The following is an 18,663-nucleotide window of genomic DNA, read 5'->3' as shown; positions in this document are numbered from 1 at the left end:
GCGGCATCGAGGAATCGGTTCCTCGGTGGTGCGGGCTCAGCTCGCCAGCGCCGTCGTCCGCAGCTCGCGCACCGCGACGACGTCCATCCGCGCGGGCGTGCCGAGCACCGCCGCGCCGCAGCTCTCCGGGCGCGGCGGCAGACCGGCCGTCTGGGTCACGGTGACGCACCACCCGCGGCCGTCCGCGTGGGCGACGGTGACCTCCCAGCGTGGGGCCGCGCCCTCGGTCCGTACGACACGCAGCGCGTCCGCCGCGTACTCACCGGCCATGGCGCGCACGGCCAGCTCGGCGGCCTGGCCGGGGCGCTCCCAGGTGCTGCGCCCGCGGCACTCCTCGACGAGCACGCGCCCCTCCTGCGCGCCGTGCAGCGCCTCCTTGACGATGTGCGCCTCGGCGCGTCCGTACGCGTAGCCGTAGGGCAGGACGAGCACCGTGGGCGCGAAGCGATGTCCACCCAGATGAGTGACCTCCCAGACGCCCTGGACGCCGGACGCGGCCAGTTCGGCGGCGAGGGGGCGGCCGAGCATGGCGCAGCAGCGGTCACGCTTGCCGTTGGTGCACACGAGTGCGAGCGGGTCGCCGGTGTGCGGGCGGCCGTCCAGCACCGCGCCGAAGGAACGGTGGTCGCCCGCGCCGAGTGCCGCGAGGTCGAGGCCGAGCAGAAGGCCAGGATCGCGGGTCGTGGCGCTGTGCAGCCAGACCTTTCCGGGGACGGTGTGGGCCGCGTACACCTGCCGGACCGGCGGCGTGCCGGGGTCGGCGTGGCGGCCGGGGCGCCGGATGAGCGCCACGCGTACGCCCGTGCCGTCGGCGGCCATCTCCAGGGCGCGGCCCAGCGCGGGGTCGAGATGGCTCGAAGTGAGCGCTTTCGCACCCCATGGGCCCGGCTGCTCCAGCAGCAGCCACGTCGTCGCCGTGGCCGCCGTGCCGGACACGGGCTCGTCAAGGCTCCGGGAAACGGTCGCGCACCTACTCACAGAGGTGAGCCTAACCTGAGTTCGCGCAGGGTGACTTCCGGCCGCGACCGTGTCCTGCTGCGGTGTCCTGCTGCGGTGTCCTACTGCGGCACGGGCCGCGGGGGCCGCGGACCGACGTAGTGACCGACGGGGCGCATGCGCAGCGGGCGCTCGCCGTACTCCTCCAGCGCGTGGGCGATCCAGCCCGCGGTCCGGGCCACGGCGAAGATCGTCTCGCCGGCCGTGGCGGGCATGCCGGAGGACGCGGTGAACACGGCCAGGGCCAGGTCCACGTTGGCGTGCAGCGGGGTGTGGCGGGCGGTCGTGGCGACGACGTCGCGCGCCGCGAGCAGGGCGGGCTCCGCGCGCGGGACCTGTTCAAGGAGTTCGAACAGCACCCGCGCGCGGGGGTCCTCGCCGGAGTAGAGCCGGTGGCCGAGTCCGGGGACACGGCGGCCGGCGCGGAGTTCGTCGGCGATCACGGGGACCGCGGTGCCCTGGTCGAGCACGTCGAGCAGCAGCCGGTGGGCCAGGCCGCTGGCGGCGCCGTGCAGCGGGCCCTCCAGGACGCCGAGTCCGGCCGAGACGGCCGCGTAGGCGTGCGCGCGGGCCGAGGCGGCGACCCGGACGGCGAGCGTGGACGCGGCCAGGTCGTGGTCGGCGAGCAGGCCGAGAGCGGTGTCCAGGACCCGCAGGGACGCCTCGTCGGGCTTGCGGCCGGTGAGCCGGGCCCACAGCCGCTCGGCGAGCGGGCCGCCGTCCTTGTGGTCGTACCGGGCCGGCGGCAGCGCGGCGACGAGCGTGGGGATCAGGACGCGCCCCGTCCCGAGCACGGCCTCCTCGGACAGGTCGAAGCGCAGGGGGTCCTCGGCCGCCGCGGCGATGGCGGCCACGCGCAGCCGGTCGGTGGGGGAGGTGTGCTCGGGCAGGGCGTCCACGGCGCGGCGGGCGACCTCGACGGTGGCCGCGGGGGCGGTGAAGGCGGCGCCGGGGGCCGGCAGACCGGTCCACAGCCACTCCGCGACCTCCTCGTAGGAGTGGCGGCCGGCCAGCTCCGTGGCGTCGACGCCACGGAAGTAGTAGCGGTCCTTCTCGATGAGCGTGATGCGGGTCCGCACGGACAGGTCGCCACCGGATCCCGAACTCCCCGCCGCCTCGCGCCTGTTGCGCCGGGCGAGGGCCTCCACCTCCTTCGTCTCGAAGGTGCTGGCACGGCCACCGGGCTCGCGTCTGCTGCTGAGCAGGCCGCGGCTCACGTAGGCGTAGACCGTCTCGGGCTTCACGCCGAGCAGTTCGGCGGTCTCCTTGGTCGTCAGCCTTCGCCCGTGGCGGCCGGCGGCGGGTTCGTGATCGCGCATGGAGGTCACGGTAGCGGCCCGTGCATACGTTGATGGCTTAACATTGATTGAATCAACATTGACACGCAATGAGTCAAGCATGGACAGTCTGATCAAGTCCAGGGAGGAACATCATGTCCGTCAACAGGACCGCAACCCTCGTCGACGTGCCCCGTGGTCTCGCGGGCGTCGTCGTCACCGACACCCGGATCGGGGACGTCAGGGGACGCGAGGGCTTTTACCACTACCGCCAGTACTCGGCCGTCGAACTCGCGCGCACCCGCGCCTTCGAGGACGTCTGGCACCTGCTCGTCCACGGGACGCTCCCGGACGCGGAGCACCGTGCCGCGTTCGCTGCCGAGACCGCGGCGCTGCGCCCGCTGCCCGAGGAGGTCCGCGCGGCCCTGCCCGCCGTCTCCGCGGCGAGCCGCGTCTCCGGCCCGCTGGCCGGGCTGCGCACGGCGCTGTCGCTGCTCGGCGCGGCCCAGGGGTTCCGGCCGGTCTACGACATCGGCGAGGACCGGCGACGCGCGGACACCGTTGCCGCCTGTGCCGCCGTGCCGACACTGCTCACCGCGCTGTACCGGCTCGGGCGGGGACTGGAGCCCGTGGAGCCGCGCGCGGACCTGCCGTACGCGGCCAACTACCTGTACATGCTCACCGGCGAGGAACCGGATCCCCGCAAGGCGCGTGCGGTCGAGCAATACCTGATCTCAACCATTGATCACGGATTCAATGCGTCAACCTTCACCGCGCGGGTCGTCGCGTCCACGGGCGCCGATGTCGCCGCCTGTCTCGTGGGGGCCGTGGGCGCGCTCTCCGGACCGCTGCACGGCGGGGCGCCGAGCCGCGCCCTGGACACACTCGACGCGATCGGCACGCCGGAACGGATCGACCCCTGGATCCGTGAGCGGGTACGCGCGGGCGACCGGATCATGGGCTTCGGACACGCCGTCTACCGCACCGAGGACCCCCGTTCGCGGATGCTGCGCGAGATCGCCCTCGGCTTCGGCGGCCCGCGCGTCGACTTCGCCGTCGAGGTCGAACGACGCGTCGAGGCGATACTCGCCGAACTCAAGCCCGGCCGCGAACTCCACACGAACGTCGAGTTCTACGCCGGCGTCGTCATGGAACTCTGCGGACTGCCCCGCGAGATGTTCACCCCCACCTTCGCGTCGGGGCGCGTGGTGGGCTGGAGCGCCAACATTCTGGAACAGGCGGCCGACCCGAAGATCATCCGCCCGGTCGCGCGGTATGTGGGGCCGGAGGCTCCGGTCCCGGTGCCCACCGTCGTATGACGAGGGCGTAGCGGTGGCTGGGCCGGGTCGGGTCGGTCTGGGTTGGGTCGGTCTGGGCTGGGTTGGGCTGAGGTGAGGGGCGCTGAGGCGGGACGCGTTCGCGATGAGGTCAGCCCGTGGGCGGGAGGAAGTACTCGGCCGAGGCAACCGGGGGGCCGTCGGCGACGGCGGATCGTTCGCTCCGTCGTGATTCCTCCCGCTCGTATCCTGGTCGGGCAGTCGGTCCTCGGCCGCCGGGCCGAGCCTTCGCCGCGGCTGCCCGCTCGTCTGTCCGTCCGCCTGTCCGTCCGCCTGTCCGTCATGGGAAAGGTGCCGCCCGTTGGGCAACAACCGCACTCCGCAGCAGATCCCCGTCGTCGTGCTCGCCGGGTTCCTGGGTTCCGGCAAGACCACGCTGCTCAACCATCTGCTGCACCGCAGCAAAGGCAGCCGCATCGGGGCGATCGTCAACGACTTCGGCGCCATCGAGATCGACGCGCTGGCCGTCGCGGGCGTGCTCGGCGACTCGACCGTCTCGCTCGGCAACGGCTGCCTGTGCTGTGCCGTGGACGCGAGTGAGCTGGACGTCTACCTCGACCGGCTCGCCGCGCCCGCGGCCCGTATCGACGTCATCGTCATCGAGGCCAGCGGCCTCGCCGAGCCGCAGGAACTCGTGCGGATGGTGCTCGCCAGCGAGCATCCCGGCATCGTCTACGGCGGTCTCGTGGAGGTCGTCGACGCCGCCGAGTTCGACGACACCCGCGCGCGGCACCCCGAGATCGACCGGCACCTCGGCCTCGCCGATCTCGTCGTCGTCAACAAGCTCGACCGGGCGGACGACGCCGGCCGCGTCCTCGGCCTGGTCCGCTCGCTCACCGACCGCGCCGCCGTCGTCCCCGCCACCTACGGCCGTATCGACCCCGAGTTCCTCTTCGACTGCAGGCCCAGCGAGGAGCGGATCGGGCAGTTGTCCTTCGACGACCTGCACGCGCGCGGCGACGAGGACGATGACCACGACCACGACGGCCGCGGCGGCGACGACCAGGGGCATGCCCGTCATCTGCACGCGGGATACGACAGCCTGTCCTTCGCCTCCGACACGCCCATGGACCCGCGCGAGCTGATGCGGTTCCTGGACAGCCGTCCGGAGGGGCTCTACCGGATCAAGGGGTACGTCGACTTCGGGCCGCACGACACCGCCAACCGGTACGCCGTGCACGCCGTCGGCCGCTTCCTGCGTTTCTACCCGGAGCCCTGGCCGCCCGCCGAGGCCCGCCGCACCCAGCTCGTCCTCATCGGCGCCGGCATCGCCCCCGACGCCCTCGGCAAGGAACTGGAGGCGTGCACGAGCGACGCCCCACACGCCGACGAGCACGGCATGTGGGGCGTCCTGCGCTACGTACAGGCCCCGGACGACCTGGCCGAACCGGACGACCTGGCCAACCCGGACAATCTGGCTGACCCGGACGACCCGGACGACCCGGGCCTCGAAGAGACGCTCGCCTAGAACACCGGCCCCGCGACCACCGACACCGTCTTCGCCAGTGAGGTTCCCGAACCGTCGCGCCGCGGGTCCAGCTCAGGCAGTTCGGCCGGTGTGCCGTTCTTCTGTGCCGCTCGGGCCGGGACCGGGCCCGCCCAGGCCAGCGCCAGACAGTCCTCGCCCTTCAGGAACCGCTGGCAGCGCACACCGCCGGTGGCGCGGCCCTTGCGCGGGTACTGGTCGAACGGGGTCAGCTTGGCCGTCGTCTGGACCGAGTCGTCCAGCGTGCCGCGCGAGCCTGCCACCGTGAAGACCACCGCGTCGGCGGCCGGGTCGATCGCGGTGAACGAGATGACCTTGGCGCCCTCGGTGAGCTTGATGCCGGCCATGCCGCCCGCCGGGCGGCCCTGGGGACGGACCTGCGCGGCCTGGTAGCGCAGCAGTTGCGCGTCGTCCGTGATGAACACCAGGTCCTCCTCGCCGGTGCGCAGCTCCACCGCGCCGACGATCCGGTCGCCCTCCTTGAGCGTGATGACCTCCAGCTCCTCCTTGTTGGACGGATAGTCGGGCACCACGCGCTTGACGACACCCTGCTCGGTGCCGAGCGCCAGACCGGGGGAGGACTCGTCCAGCGTGGCCAGGCAGACCACCGTCTCGTCGTCCTCCAGGGACACGAACTCGGCGAGCGGCGCCCCTCCCGCGAGGGTCGGCGCGGCGGCCGTGTCGGGCAGCTGGGGCAGGTCGACCACGTTGATCCGCAGCAGCCGGCCGGCCGAGGTGACCGCGCCGATCTCCCCGCGCGCGGTCGCCGGGACCGCCGAGACGATCACGTCGTGCTTGGTCCGCTTGGTGCCGTCGTCCTCCGGGAACGGCTCGTTGCCCGTCGTGCGGGCCAGCAGGCCGGTCGAGGACAGCAGCACCCGGCACGGGTCGTCGGCGACCTGGAGCGGCACGGTGGCCACCGGGGCGCCCGCGGACTCCAGCAGGACCGTACGCCGGTCGGTGCCGAACTTCTTGGACACGGCGGCCAGTTCGGCCGAGACCAGCTTGCGCAGCTCCGCGTCGGACTCCAGGATCCGGGTCAGCTCCTCGATCTCCGCCGTGAGCCTGTCCTTCTCGGCCTCCAGCTCGATGCGGTCGAACCTGGTCAGCCGGCGCAGCGGCGTGTCGAGGATGTACTGGGTCTGGACCTCGCTCAGCGAGAAGCGCTCCATCAGGCGCTCCTTGGCCTGCGCGGAGTTCTCGCTGGACCGGATCAGCCGGATGACCTCGTCGATGTCGACCAGGGCGGTCAGCAGACCCTCGACCAGGTGCAGCCGGTCCCGGCGCTTGGTGCGGCGGAACTCGCTGCGGCGCCGGACGACGTCGAAGCGGTGGTCGAGGTAGACCTCCAGCAGTTCCTTCAGGCCCAGGGTGAGCGGCTGGCCGTCGACCAGGGCCACGTTGTTGATGCCGAAGGACTCCTCCATCGGAGTCAGTTTGTACAACTGCTCCAGGACCGCCTCGGGCACGAAGCCGTTCTTGATCTCGATGACCAGGCGCAGGCCGTGCTCGCGGTCGGTGAGGTCCTTGACGTCGGCGATGCCCTGCAGCTTCTTCGAGTTGACCAGGTCCTTGATCTTCCCGATGACCTTCTCCGGGCCGACCGTGAACGGAAGTTCGGTCACGACCAGGCCCTTGCGGCGCGCGGTCACCGCCTCGACCGAGACCGACGCGCGCATCTTGAAGGTGCCGCGGCCCGTCGCGTACGCGTCCCGGATGCCGTCCAGGCCGACGACCCGGCCGCCGGTGGGCAGGTCGGGGCCCGGGACGTGCCGCATCAGCGCGTCCAGGTCCGCGTTCGGGTACTTGATCAGGTGGCGGGCCGCCGCGACGACCTCGCGCAGGTTGTGCGGCGGCATGTTCGTCGCCATGCCGACGGCGATGCCCGAGGAGCCGTTGACCAGCAGGTTCGGGAAGGCGGCGGGCAGAGCCACCGGCTCCTGCTCCTGGCCGTCGTAGTTCGGCGTGAAGTCGACCGTGTCCTCGTCGATCGACTCGGTCATCAGGCTCGTCGCCTCGGCCATCCGGCACTCGGTGTACCGCATGGCGGCCGGCGGGTCGTCGTTGCCCAGCGAACCGAAGTTGCCGTGGCCGTCGACCAGCGGCAGCCGCATCGAGAAGGGCTGCGCCATGCGCACCAGCGCGTCGTAGATCGACGAGTCGCCGTGCGGGTGCAGCTTGCCCATGACCTCGCCGACGACACGGGCACACTTCACGTACGCCCGGTCCGGGCGCACGCCCATCTCGTTCATCTGGTAGACGATGCGGCGGTGCACCGGCTTGAGACCGTCACGGGCGTCCGGCAGGGCGCGCGAGTAGATGACCGAGTACGCGTACTCGAGGTAGGAGCCACGCATCTCGTCCACGACGTCGATGTCGAGGATCTTCTCCTCGTACGAATCGTCGGGCGGCGGGGTCTTCGTGCTGCGGCGGGCCATCGCTGCCGGCTCCTCCTGTTTTCTGCTCGCGCTTGACGGTGGTGACGCGGACCATTGTGGACCGCGGCACTGACAACCCGGGCCGCGACCCGGTCCCCGTACCCGCGGCCGGCGCCGGAGGCCGTCCGCCCGGTGCCCCGGAACCGACCGGCGGCACGCCTGACGCAGGCTACGCGATCCGCTGTGGGCGTACGTCCGCGGGAACTTCGCCGAGGTCCCGCACGCTGTGCATACAGTGGCAGGAACGGCAGGAAAAGCGCGGTTTCATTCGACCGCCTCAGCTCGCGAAGGGACGTACATGCCCATGGGTCACACGACCACAGCCGAGGCAGGCTCCGGGGGCCTGACAGCGACCGAGCACCGGCTGGCCAACGGTCTGCGCGTGGTGCTCTCCGAGGACCACCTGACCCCGGTGGCGGCGGTCTGTCTCTGGTACGACGTGGGTTCCCGCCACGAGGTCAAGGGACGTACCGGCCTGGCTCACCTTTTCGAGCACCTGATGTTCCAGGGCTCCGGACAGGTGAAGGGCAACGGCCACTTCGAGCTGGTGCAGGGCGCCGGCGGCTCCCTCAACGGCACCACCAGCTTCGAGCGCACCAACTACTTCGAGACCATGCCCGCCCACCAGTTGGAGCTGGCCCTCTGGCTGGAAGCCGACCGCATGGGCTCCCTGCTGGCCGCCCTGGACGACGAGTCCATGGAGAACCAGCGGGACGTCGTCAAGAACGAGCGCCGCCAGCGCTACGACAACGTGCCCTACGGCACCGCCTTCGAGAAGCTGACCGGCCTCGCCTACCCCGAGGGCCACCCGTACCACCACACGCCGATCGGCTCCATGGCGGACCTGGACGCGGCCACCCTGGAGGACGCCCGCCAGTTCTTCCGCACCTACTACGCGCCGAACAACGCGGTGCTCTCCGTGGTCGGCGACATCGACCCCCAGCAGACGCTCGCCTGGGTCGAGAAGTACTTCGGCTCCATCCCCGCCCACTCCGGCAAGCCCGAGCCCCGCGACGGCTCCCTGCCGGAGACCATCGGCGAGCAGCTGCGCGAGGTCGTCGTGGAGGAGGTCCCGGCGCGCGCCCTGATGTGCGCCTACCGGCTCCCGCAGGACGGCACGCGCGCGGCGGACGCGGCCGACCTGGCCCTCACCGTCCTCGGCGGCGGCGAGTCCTCGCGCCTGTACAACCGGCTCGTGCGCCGCGACCGTACGGCCGTGGCGGCCGGCTTCGGCCTGCTGCGCCTGGCCGGCGCGCCCTCGCTGGGCTGGCTGGACGTGAAGACCTCCGGTGACGTCGAGGTGCCCGTCATCGAGGCCGCCATCGACGAGGAGCTGGCCCGCTTCGCCGAAGAGGGCCCCACGCCCGAGGAGATGGAGCGCGCCCAGGCCCAGTTGGAGCGCGAGTGGCTGGACCGGCTCGGCACGGTCGCCGGCCGCGCGGACGAACTGTGCCGGTTCGCCGTCCTGTTCGGCGACCCGCAGCTCGCCCTCACCGCCGTCCAGCGCGTCCTGGCCGTGACCCCGGAGGAGGTCCAGGAGGTCGCCAAGGCCCGCCTGCGCCCCGACAACCGCGCGGTCCTCGTCTACGAGCCGCTGTCCGCCGAGTCCGCCGAGCACACCGAGGAGGCGGGGCGCGGCGAGGACCCCGAGTCGGAGGCCACCGTGGAAGCGGGCGTCGCCCCCGCCGACCAGAACGACAACGAGGAGACGGACCGGTGACCGAGCTCGCCACGATGGACTTCCACCCCCAGCCGCGGCCCGGCGAGGCCAAGCCCTGGGCGTTCCCGGCCCCCGAACGCGGCACGCTGGACAACGGCCTGACCGTCCTGCGCTGCCACCGCCCCGGCCAGCAGGTCGTCGCCGTCGAGGTGCTCCTGGACGCGCCCCTGGACGCCGAGCCGGCCGGCCTGGACGGCGTCGGCACGATCATGGCGCGGGCCTTCTCCGAGGGCACCGACAAGCACTCCGCCGAGGAGTTCGCCGCCGAACTGGAGCGCGCCGGCGCCACGCTCGACGCGCACGCCGACCACCCCGGCGTCCGGATCAGCCTGGAGGTCCCCGCCTCCCGCCTCGCCAAGGGCCTCGGCCTGCTCGCCGACGCCCTGCGCGCGCCCGCCTTCGCCGAGAGCGAGGTCGAGCGGCTGGTCCGCAACCGCCTGGACGAGATCCCGCACGAGATGGCCAACCCCTCCCGCCGGGCCGCCAAGGAACTCTCCAGGGAGCTGTTCCCGGCGACCTCGCGCATGTCCCGGCCGCGCCAGGGCACCGAGGACACGGTCGAGAAGATCGACGCGGCGGCCGTACGCGCCTTCTACGACCGCCATGTGCGCCCCGCGACGGCCACCGCGGTCGTCGTCGGCGACCTCACCGGCACCGACCTGGACGAGCTGCTCGCCGACACCCTGGGCGCCTGGACCGGCACCCCCGGCACGCCGCGGCCCGTGCCGCCCGTGTCCGCCGACGACACCGGCCGGGTCGTCATCGTGGACCGGCCCGGCGCCGTCCAGACCCAGCTGCTCATCGGCCGGATCGGCCCCGACCGGCACGACCGCGTGTGGCCGGCGCAGGTGCTCGGCACCTACTGCCTCGGCGGCACCCTCACCTCCCGCCTGGACCGGGTCCTGCGCGAGGAGAAGGGCTACACCTACGGCGTACGCGCCTTCGGGCAGGTCCTGCGCTCCGCGGCGCCTTCCGCCGGAGGGGCCGCCGGTGCCTCGATGCTCGCCATCAGCGGCTCGGTGGACACCCCGAACACCGGTCCCGCGCTCCAGGACCTGTGGACGGTGCTGCGCACGCTCGCGGCGGAGGGCCTGACCGACGCCGAGCGGGACGTCGCCGTGCAGAACCTCGTCGGGGTGGCGCCGCTGAAGTACGAGACCGCGGCGGCCGTCGCGGGCACGCTGGCCGACCAGGTCGAGCAGGAGCTGCCGGACGACTTCCAGGCGCAGCTTTACCGGCAGTTGGCCGCCACCGGCACCGTGGAGGCCACCGCGGCGGTCGTGAACGCCTTCCCGGTGGACCGCCTGGTGACCGTCCTCGTCGGTGACGCGGCTCAGATCAAGGAGCCGGTCGAGGCGCTCGGCATCGGTGAAGTCACCGTCGTGGCCGCTGAGTAGAGGCCGCGCACGACGATGCGCGTGGGCCCTGGCGACCGACGGGTCGTCAGGGCCCTTGCCGTTCCCGGCCGTGCCGCGGCAACACCCCTGAGATGTCCGGTTTCGGACGGAGGTTGCCGGTCTGCCCTGTGGGATGCGCTACAAAAGCCCGGATCCGTTTGGGGATCGGCAGTCGCCCCCTTTAGCGTCTTCCGGGCTGTTCGTCATGCAGTGCGCCGCGCCCGCGGCACCGGACAGTCATCGCCGAGTCCCCGTACGGCGCGAGCCAGGGGAGCCGGGGACCCAACCGCAGTCCCTGGGGTGAATCGGACGCCCGCGCCACGGCGAGGGAGTCCGTAGGAGACCTTCCTGCTCCGAACCCGTCAGCTAACCCGGTAGGCGAGAGGGAAGGAAAGGACCAGCCAGCTCATGGCGTTCATGTGCGCCTCCGGGAAGCACCGCAAGCCCGGCCGGGTCATGCGCACCACCGCTTCGGCGGTCGGTATCGCTGCCCTCACCACCACCGGTGTCGTCGGCACCCTCATGGCCTCGCCCGCACTCGCCGCGGAGAACTCCGTCGAGCGGACCGGTCTCACCCCCGTCATCACCGTCAGCGCCAGGCTCGCCGAGGAGATCGACGCGCAGGCCGCCGCGCAGAAGGCCGCCGCCGAGCGGAAGGCCGCCGAGGAGGCCGCCGCCAAGGCCGCCGCCGAGCGCGCGAAGCAGGCACGGGAGGCCAAGGCCCGCGCCGCCCGCGAGGCGGAGCGCAAGCGCCTGAACGCGTTCGTCCCCCCGATCGCGCACTCGTACGTCTCCACCGGCTACATGGCGAGCAGCTCCCTGTGGTCCTCCGGCTCCCACACCGGCATCGACTTCCACGCGGCGAGCGGGACGACGGTCCACGCGGTCGGCTCCGGCACGGTCGTCTCCACCGGCTGGGGCGGGGCGTACGGCAACCAGATCGTGATCCGGATGGCCGACGGCATGTACACCCAGTACGGCCACCTGTCGTCCATCGGCGTCGGCGTGGGCCAGCGGGTCGTGCCGGGCCAGCGGATCGGCCTGTCCGGCGCGACCGGCAACGTCACCGGACCGCACCTGCACTTCGAGGCCCGGACGACCCCCGAGTACGGCTCGGACGTCGACCCGGTCGCCTACCTCCGCAAGCACGGCGTGTCCGTCTGACGGTCCCGCGCGGCGGCCGTCCGAAACGCAGCGCACCGTGAAAGCCCCGGCTCATCCGAGTCGGGGCTTTCGTCGTTTTCCACGCCTCTTACCCGGTCGACTGGCCAAAAAATATCCACGGATTCCTGCCCGCCGTCGGAAATTCCCGCCGATTGGAATACAGTCACTGAGCGGACGTCCATCGTCGACGTTTCACGGGGATGAAGACGGAGGTCGGTCATGCGTATTCCGGCACAGTCGGTGTGCACGGCGATCCGGGACGACATCGTCGTGGGTGTCCACGAGCGCGGCAGCCGTCTCACCGAGGAAGTCCTCGCCCGCCGCTACGGCGTCTCGCGCGTCCCCGTGCGCGAGGCCCTGCGCACCCTGGAGGCCGAGGGCTTCGTGGTGACCCGGCGGCACGCCGGCGCGTGCGTGGCCGAGCCGACCGAGCAGGAGGCCGCCGACCTGCTGGAGATGCGCCTGCTGCTGGAGCCGCTCGGCGCCGCACGGGCCGCGCAGCGGCGCACCGATGCCCATCTGAAGGTGCTGCGCGGCCTGGTCAGACTGGGGCAGGAGCGGGCCGAGCGGGGGCGCAGCGAGGATCTGCGCTCGCTCGGCGGCTGGTTCCACGAGACGCTCGCCCAGGCCTGTGGCAGCCAGTCGCTGACCTCGACGCTCACCCAGCTGCGGCACAAGATCGCCTGGATGTACACGGTGGACGTGCCGTCGAGCCCGGTGGAGTCCTGGGCGGAGCACGGCGCGATCGTGGACGCGGTGGCGCGCGGCGACGGCGAGCGCGCGCGGGCGGTCACGGCCCTGCACACCGAGCGCGCGGCCCTTGCGCACCGGTTGCGCTTCTCCGGCGGCACGGACCGCCAGTCGCGCGTGAGGACTTCGCAACATGCCGTAAACACATCGCGCCCACGGCATTAACACGGGCACCGTATACAAAGAGGGGTAATTCCACGGGGTGCATTCCGGGTACCCGAATTCCCGTGCGCCCGCGATTTCCCTCCGGGTTTTCCGCGCGCCCGCTCGTGCACCCGTTCGTGAACGCGGCCGTGGACGCATCCGTGGGCCTGCCCATGAACGCGCCGGTGAATCCGCTCGTGAATCCTCCGTGACGCGCAAAAGCCGCGCCACCCGCAAAGGGTGACGCGGCTTCCGTCTTCCGGGGGCCGTCTTCCGGGGCCGGGGGCCCGGGGCCGGGGGCCCGGTGCCGGGTGCTCAGACGGTCTCGGGCAGTTCCTCAAGGCCCTCGGCGACGAGCTTGGCCAGGCGGTCGAGGGCGACGTCCGCGCCCTCGGCCTCGGAGGCGAGGACGATCTCCTCGCCACCCTGGGCGCCCAGGCTCAGGACGGCCAGCATGGAGGCCGCGTTGACGGGGTTGCCGTCAGCCCTGGCGATCGTCACCGGGACGCCGGCGGCCGTCGCGGCTCGGACGAAGATGGAGGCGGGGCGGGCGTGGAGACCCTCGGCCCAGCCGACGTTGACGCGGCGCTCAGCCATGTGATGCTGCCCTTCAGTTTCCCAGGGTTGTCTAGACCAGTTTCCCATATCGTGGAGCGTGCCCGGCCCGGACGTGCCCGAGCGGACCTGCGTCCGGCCCGGACGTGCCCGAGCGGACCTCCGTCCGGGGTCCGGACGTGTCGCCGGACCGCGGCCCCGATCCGGCTTCCGTTCCCCACAGACTGCCTCGCGCCATTGTCATTGGCGAGCCGTACTCTGGGGCCCATGCAGACCCCGGCGGACCGGCAGGACCGGCACGAGTACCCCGCCCACTGGGAGGCGGACGTGGTGCTGCGCGACGGGGGCACCGCGCGCATCCGGCCCATCACCGTCGACGACGCCGACCGCCTGGTCAGCTTCTACGAGCAGGTCTCGGACGAGTCGAAGTACTACCGCTTCTTCGCGCCGTACCCGCGACTGTCCGCCAAGGACGTCCACCGCTTCACGCACCACGACTTCGTGGACAGGGTGGGGCTCGCGGCCACCATCGGCGGCGAGTTCATCGCCACCGTGCGCTACGACCGGGTCGGCGCCGGCGGAATGCCCGCGTCCGCACCCGCCGACGAGGCCGAGGTCGCCTTCCTCGTGCAGGACGCCCACCAGGGGCGCGGCGTCGCCTCGACCCTCCTGGAGCACATCGCCGCCGTCGCCCGCGAGCGCGGCATCCGCCGGTTCACGGCCGAGGTGCTGCCCGCCAACACCAAGATGATCAAGGTGTTCACGGACGCCGGATACACCCAGAAGCGCAGCTTCGAGGACGGCGTCGTCCGCCTGGAGTTCGACCTCGAACCCACCGACCGCTCCCTCGCCGTGCAGCGCGCGCGGGAGCAGCGCGCCGAGTCCCACTCGGTACGGCGGCTGCTGGCCCCCGGCTCCGTCGCCGTCGTCGGCGTGGGCCGCTCGCCCGGCGGTGTCGGCCGCAGCGTCCTCGGCAACATCAGGGACGCCGGCTACACCGGGCCGCTGCACGCCGTGAACAAGGCGTTCCCCGCCGACCTCAAGGACGTCGACGGCGTGCCGGCGTACCGCTCGGTGCGGGACATCGAGGGACCCGTGGACCTCGCCGTGGTGGCCGTGCCGGCCGAGCACGTGCCGGCCGTGGTCACCGAGTGCGGGGAGCACGGCGTACAGGGCCTCGTCGTCCTGTCCGCCGGGTACGCCGAGAGCGGGCCCGAGGGGCGCGAGCGGCAGCGGGCGCTGGTCCGGCACGCGCGCGCGTACGGCATGCGGCTCATCGGCCCCAACGCCTTCGGCGTCATCAACACCGCCCCGGACGTCCGGCTCAACGCCTCGCTCGCCCCGGAGATGCCCCGTCCCGGCCGCATCGGGCTCTTCGCCCAGTCCGGCGCCATCGGCATCGCCCTGCTGTCCCGGCTGCACCGCCGCGGGGGAGGGGTCACCGGGGTCACCGGCGTCTCCACCTTCGTCTCCTCCGGGAACCGCGCCGACGTCTCCGGCAACGACGTCATCCAGTACTGGTACGACGACCCCGAGACCGACGTCGTCCTCATGTACCTGGAGTCCATCGGCAACCCCCGCAAGTTCACCCGCCTCGCCCGGCGGACCGCCGCCGCCAAGCCGCTCGTCGTGGTGCAGGGAGCGGGGGCGGCGCCGCAGGGGCACGCCGTACGGGCGACGCGGCTGCCGCACGCGACCGTGTCCGCGCTGCTGCGCCAGGCCGGGGTGATCCGGGTCGACACGATCACGGAACTGGTCGACGCGGGGCTGCTGCTCGCCCGGCAGCCGCTGCCCGCCGGGCCGCGCGTGGCCATCCTCGGCAACTCCGAGTCGCTCGGGATCCTGACGTACGACCGCTGCCTCGCGGAGGGACTGCGGCCGGCGCCCCCGCTGGACCTGACGACCGGGGCGACGGCGGACGACTTCCACCGGGCGCTGGCGAGGGCGCTGGCGGACGGGACGAGTGACGCGGTGGTCGTCACCGCGATCCCGGCGATCGGCGAGGGGTCGCCGGGGGACATGGAGCTGGCGGAAGCGCTCAGCTCCGCGGCGGCTCTGGTGCCGGGCAAGCCGGTGCTGGTGGTGCACGTGGAGCTGGGCGGGCTCGCCGAGGCGCTGTCGGCCGCGACGAGCACGGCACCATCGGCCGTTTCCGTTTCCGGTTCCGGCACCCCCGGTGCACTCGGCACACCCGGCGCACCCGTTGCACCCGGCGCCGGGGACCGTGCCCAGGGCTCCGTGCAGCCGGCCCCGTTCGAACGAGGGGCCCCACCGGCAACCGATGCTGCCACCCTCCCGGCCACCCGGGCCCCCGAAACCCGCGCCCCCGAAACCCAGGCCCCCGAAACCCAGGCCCCCGAAACCCAGGCCCCCGAAACCCAGGCCCCCGAAACCCAGGCCCCCGAAACCTGGTCCCCCGCAACGCACACCCCCCGCCTCATCCCCGCCTACCCCGCCGCCGAGCGGGCCGTGCGGGCCCTCGCCGAGGCGGTGAAGTACGGGCAGTGGCGGCGGGAGGCGGCTGACCCGGGGAAGGTTCCGGAGTACGAGGACATCGACGAGAAGGGCACCGCCGAGCTGATCGAGGGGTTCCTCGAACGGGGCGAGGGACTCACCATCGGGGAGGCGGAGACCTGCGAGCTGCTCGGGAAGTACGGCATCCAGGTGCGCCGGGCGCTTCCCGCGCCCACCCCGGACGCCGCCGTCGAGGCCGCCCGCACCCTCGGCTACCCGGTCGCCCTCAAGGCCACGGCCCCCCACCTGCGGCACCGCGCCGACCTGGGCGGCGTCCGGCTGGACCTCGCGGACGAGGAGCAACTGCGCCGGTCCTACGCCGAGTTGACCGAGCTGATCGGGGCGCCGCAGGAGCTGCGGCCGGTCGTGCAGGCCATGGCGCCCCGGGGCGTCGACACCGTCGTACGGGCGGTGATCGACCCGGCGGCCGGGGCCGTGCTGTCCTTCGGCCTGGCCGGGGCCGCCTCGCAGCTGCTCGGGGACATGGCCCACCGGCTGATCCCGGTCACCGACCGGGAGGCGACCTCGCTGGTCAGAGCGATCAGGACGGCGCCGCTGCTGTTCGGCTGGCGCGGCTCCACGCCCGTGGACACGCCCGCGCTGGAGGAGCTGATGCTGCGCGTCTCCCGGCTCGTGGACGACCACCCCGAGGTCGTCGCGGTCACCCTGGAGCCGGCCGTCGTCGCCCAGCACGGCGTGAGCGTCCTCGGCGCCACCGTACGACTCGCCCCGCCCCCGGCCCGCGACGACCTCGGCCCACGCACGATGCCGGCCTACTGATCGGGAGAGGGGGGCCGTGTGGAGATCGCCGGGCGCCGACATCCGAGGAGACGGCGCGCGTCGCCCGGACACCGGGCGGGACACCGCCCTCGGTGGTGGCGTTCGAAGCGGATGCCGGTGGTCCGGAGCCCGTGTCCTGTCTGATCGCCGCCGAGTGGCCGGCGATCGTGCCGGGGCTCGTCCCACGGCAGCCGCGCCCGGATACAGCGGCCCGTCCGAGTGTCCGTGACTGGCCCGGACCGCCCTTGTCCACGGATTAGGATGGACGCCATGGCCAAGACAGGTACGACGACCCAGGGGCTGCGCGCGGCGATCGAGCGCAGCGGCTATTACCCGGCCCTCGTGGCCGAGGCGGTGGAGGCCGCTGTGGGCGGCGAGCCCATCCGGTCGTACCTGGTCCATCAGGAGACGACGTTCGACCAGAACGAGGTGCGCCGGCACGTCACCGTGCTCGTCCTCACCGGCAACCGCTTCATCGTCAGCCACACCGACGAGCAGGCCGCCGACAGCACCTCCCCGACGCCGTACGCCACGACGTCCACGGAGTCCGTGAAGCTCGACCGGATCTCGTCCGTGGTGGTCAGCCGGATGGTCGCGAACCCGGAGCAGTACACGCCGGGCACGCTGCCGCGCGAGGTCGTGCTGACCATCGGCTGGGGCGCCGTCAACCGCATCGACCTGGAGCCCGCCGCCTGCGGCGACCCCAACTGCGAGGCCGACCACGGCTACACGGGCAGCTCCACCGCGGACGACCTGAGCCTGCGGGTCAGCGAGGCCGGGGACGGCCCGGAGACGGTGCGCCAGGCGCTCGCCTTCGCGCAGTCCATCTCCGAGGCGACCGCGGACCCCACGCGCTGATGTCCCAGCTCTCCGCCTGGGACCACCCGGAACCGCTCGCCCTGGACACCGCGCCGCTGCCCGAGTACGGCACCGGCTCCCTCGCCGACCTCCTGCCGACCCTGGCCGCCGGTCTCGGCGTCCCCGGCATGACCGCCACGATCGGGGAACTGACCCCGGCCGACCGGGTCTGCGTCTTCCTCGTCGACGGACTCGGCTGGGAGCAGATCCTCGCGCACCCGGACGAGGCCCCCTTCCTGACCTCGCTGCTCGGCAGCTCACGCGGCGGCACCGGCCGCCCGCTCACCGCCGGCTACCCGGCGACCACCGCGACCTCCCTGGCCTCCGTCGGCACCGGCCTGCCCCCGGGCGCCCACGGCCTGCCCGGCTACACGGCCCGCAACCCGGAGACCGGCGAGCTGATGAACCAGCTCCGCTGGCAGCCGTGGACCTCGCCGCGCCTGTGGCAGCCGTACCCCACGGTCTTCCAGCTGGCCCACGAGGCGGGCGTGCACGCCGCCCAGGTCTCGTCACCCGCGTTCGAGAACACCCCGCTCACCAAGGTCGCGCTCAGCGGCGGCAGGTTCGTCGGACGACTGAGCGGCGAGGACCGCATGGACCTCGCGGCCGAGCACCTGGCCGCCGGCGACCGCTCGCTGGTCTACACGTACTACGCCGAGCTGGACGGCGCCGGGCACCGCTACGGCGTCGCCTCCGACACCTGGCGCGGACAGCTCATGTACGTCGACCGGCTCGTCCAGCGCCTCGCCGAGCAGCTGCCCCCGCGCAGCGCGCTCTACGTCACCGCCGACCACGGCATGGTCGACGTCCCGTTCGGCGACGAGCACCGCATCGACTTCGACACGGACTGGGAGCTGCGCGCCGGGGTCGCCCTGCTGGGCGGCGAGGGCCGGGCCCGGCACGTGTACGCGGTGCCGGGCGCCGCCAACGACGTCCTGACCGTCTGGCGCGAGGTGCTCGGCGAACAGTTCTGGGTGGCCTCGCGGGACGAGGCGATCGCCGCGGGCTGGTTCGGCCCGCACGTCGACGAGCGGGTGTATCCGCGCCTCGGGGACGTGGTCGCCGCCGCGCACGACGACGTGCTGATCATCGCGTCCGAGCGGGAGCCCAAGGAGTCGGCGCTGGTCGGCAACCACGGTTCGATGACCCCGGCCGAGCAGCTGGTCCCGCTGCTCGAAGTACGCACCTGAACCACCCCGCCCCGCCCGCGCCCCCGCGTCGCCCCGCCCGCCCCTCCTCACCGAAAG

General features: G+C 72.8%; 13 protein-coding genes and 1 riboswitch. Of the genes, 9 read left to right on the top strand and 4 right to left on the bottom strand.

Annotated features, from left to right (window positions below):
* Nucleotides 1-36: 36 nt before the first annotated feature.
* Together ACGFYV_RS04770 and ACGFYV_RS04765 are read right to left on the bottom strand one after the other, a co-directional pair.
* Nucleotides 37-978 carry a sucrase ferredoxin gene (locus ACGFYV_RS04770; protein ID WP_393876903.1) on the bottom strand — a complete coding sequence of 314 codons (942 nt, stop codon included), beginning with the start codon at nt 976-978 and terminating at the stop codon, nt 37-39.
* Between the two features lie 80 nt (nt 979-1,058).
* Nucleotides 1,059-2,315 carry a citrate synthase gene (locus ACGFYV_RS04765; protein ID WP_393876902.1) on the bottom strand — a complete coding sequence of 419 codons (1,257 nt, stop codon included), beginning with the start codon at nt 2,313-2,315 and terminating at the stop codon, nt 1,059-1,061.
* Nucleotides 2,316-2,428: 113 nt separating this feature from the next.
* Here ACGFYV_RS04765 and ACGFYV_RS04760 point away from each other — a divergent pair, with 113 nt between their 5' ends.
* Together ACGFYV_RS04760 and ACGFYV_RS04755 are read left to right on the top strand one after the other, a co-directional pair.
* Entirely contained in the window at nt 2,429-3,592 is a 1,164-nt protein-coding gene (locus ACGFYV_RS04760; RefSeq protein WP_393876901.1) for a citrate synthase/methylcitrate synthase, read from the top strand.
* A gap of 319 nt (nt 3,593-3,911) precedes the next feature.
* A complete protein-coding gene (locus ACGFYV_RS04755; protein WP_393876900.1) occupies nt 3,912-5,078 on the top strand; it encodes a CobW family GTP-binding protein in 1,167 nt (388 codons plus the stop codon).
* Here ACGFYV_RS04755 and ACGFYV_RS04750 read toward each other — a convergent pair.
* The gene (locus ACGFYV_RS04750; protein ID WP_393876899.1) at nt 5,075-7,534 is read right to left on the bottom strand and encodes a DNA topoisomerase (ATP-hydrolyzing) subunit A; all 2,460 of its coding nucleotides are present in this window, start codon (nt 7,532-7,534) and stop codon (nt 5,075-5,077) included. The two genes, ACGFYV_RS04755 and ACGFYV_RS04750, sit on opposite strands and share 4 nt — an antisense overlap.
* Before the next feature lie 298 nt (nt 7,535-7,832).
* Here ACGFYV_RS04750 and ACGFYV_RS04745 point away from each other — a divergent pair, with 298 nt between their 5' ends.
* The 4 genes from ACGFYV_RS04745 (at nt 7,833) to ACGFYV_RS04730 (ending at nt 12,730) form a co-directional block, all read left to right on the top strand.
* Nucleotides 7,833-9,254 (top strand): M16 family metallopeptidase, encoded by a 1,422-nt coding sequence (locus ACGFYV_RS04745; protein ID WP_393876898.1) that lies wholly within the window; start codon nt 7,833-7,835, stop codon nt 9,252-9,254.
* Nucleotides 9,251-10,651 (top strand): M16 family metallopeptidase, encoded by a 1,401-nt coding sequence (locus tag ACGFYV_RS04740; RefSeq protein WP_393876897.1) that lies wholly within the window; start codon nt 9,251-9,253, stop codon nt 10,649-10,651. Before ACGFYV_RS04745 ends, ACGFYV_RS04740 begins: the two co-directional genes overlap by 4 nt.
* Nucleotides 10,652-10,882: 231 nt before the next feature.
* Nucleotides 10,883-11,047, top strand: a riboswitch (cyclic di-AMP (ydaO/yuaA leader).
* A gap of 12 nt (nt 11,048-11,059) precedes the next feature.
* The gene (locus ACGFYV_RS04735; protein WP_393876896.1) at nt 11,060-11,815 is read left to right on the top strand and encodes a M23 family metallopeptidase; all 756 of its coding nucleotides are present in this window, start codon (nt 11,060-11,062) and stop codon (nt 11,813-11,815) included.
* A 219-nt stretch (nt 11,816-12,034) separates the two neighbouring features.
* Nucleotides 12,035-12,730, top strand: a complete 696-nt coding sequence (locus ACGFYV_RS04730; RefSeq protein WP_393876895.1) for a GntR family transcriptional regulator — start codon at nt 12,035-12,037, stop codon at nt 12,728-12,730.
* Between the two features lie 294 nt (nt 12,731-13,024).
* Here the strand turns inward: ACGFYV_RS04730 and ACGFYV_RS04725 are convergent, their stop codons facing one another.
* Nucleotides 13,025-13,306, bottom strand: coding sequence for an HPr family phosphocarrier protein (locus tag ACGFYV_RS04725; protein ID WP_393876894.1), 282 nt, complete (start codon nt 13,304-13,306; stop codon nt 13,025-13,027).
* Between the two features lie 225 nt (nt 13,307-13,531).
* On the opposite strand from ACGFYV_RS04725, the gene ACGFYV_RS04720 reads away from it, so the two are divergent.
* The 3 genes from ACGFYV_RS04720 to ACGFYV_RS04710 all read left to right on the top strand — a co-directional run bounded on the left by ACGFYV_RS04720 (nt 13,532) and on the right by ACGFYV_RS04710 (nt 18,606).
* Nucleotides 13,532-16,558: a GNAT family N-acetyltransferase gene (locus ACGFYV_RS04720; protein ID WP_393876893.1), complete on the top strand. Its 3,027-nt coding sequence runs from the start codon at nt 13,532-13,534 to the stop codon at nt 16,556-16,558.
* Between the two features lie 261 nt (nt 16,559-16,819).
* Nucleotides 16,820-17,416, top strand: coding sequence for a DUF5998 family protein (locus tag ACGFYV_RS04715; RefSeq protein WP_393876892.1), 597 nt, complete (start codon nt 16,820-16,822; stop codon nt 17,414-17,416).
* A complete protein-coding gene (locus tag ACGFYV_RS04710; protein ID WP_393876891.1) occupies nt 17,416-18,606 on the top strand; it encodes an alkaline phosphatase family protein in 1,191 nt (396 codons plus the stop codon). Before ACGFYV_RS04715 ends, ACGFYV_RS04710 begins: the two co-directional genes overlap by 1 nt.
* The last annotated feature ends 57 nt before the right edge of the window (nt 18,607-18,663 follow it).

Source organism: Streptomyces sp. NPDC048297 (genome assembly GCF_043201585.1).
In the GTDB taxonomy this organism is placed as follows: domain Bacteria; phylum Actinomycetota; class Actinomycetes; order Streptomycetales; family Streptomycetaceae; genus Streptomyces.
This window is presented reverse-complemented; position numbering and strand designations above follow the sequence as displayed.

Bases quoted from the DNA above. Each gene is read 5' to 3' on its own strand.
- ACGFYV_RS04765 (WP_393876902.1), bottom strand. From the start codon at position 2,315: ATGCGCGATCACGAACCCGCCGCCGGCCGCCACGGGCGAAGGCTGACG.
- ACGFYV_RS04760 (WP_393876901.1), top strand. From the start codon at position 2,429: ATGTCCGTCAACAGGACCGCAACCCTCGTCGACGTGCCCCGTGGTCTC.
- ACGFYV_RS04750 (WP_393876899.1), bottom strand. From the start codon at position 7,534: ATGGCCCGCCGCAGCACGAAGACCCCGCCGCCCGACGATTCGTACGAG.
- ACGFYV_RS04745 (WP_393876898.1), top strand. From the start codon at position 7,833: ATGCCCATGGGTCACACGACCACAGCCGAGGCAGGCTCCGGGGGCCTG.
- ACGFYV_RS04735 (WP_393876896.1), top strand. From the start codon at position 11,060: ATGGCGTTCATGTGCGCCTCCGGGAAGCACCGCAAGCCCGGCCGGGTC.
- ACGFYV_RS04730 (WP_393876895.1), top strand. From the start codon at position 12,035: ATGCGTATTCCGGCACAGTCGGTGTGCACGGCGATCCGGGACGACATC.
- ACGFYV_RS04725 (WP_393876894.1), bottom strand. From the start codon at position 13,306: ATGGCTGAGCGCCGCGTCAACGTCGGCTGGGCCGAGGGTCTCCACGCC.
- ACGFYV_RS04720 (WP_393876893.1), top strand. From the start codon at position 13,532: ATGCAGACCCCGGCGGACCGGCAGGACCGGCACGAGTACCCCGCCCAC.
- ACGFYV_RS04715 (WP_393876892.1), top strand. From the start codon at position 16,820: ATGGACGCCATGGCCAAGACAGGTACGACGACCCAGGGGCTGCGCGCG.
- ACGFYV_RS04710 (WP_393876891.1), top strand. From the start codon at position 17,416: ATGTCCCAGCTCTCCGCCTGGGACCACCCGGAACCGCTCGCCCTGGAC.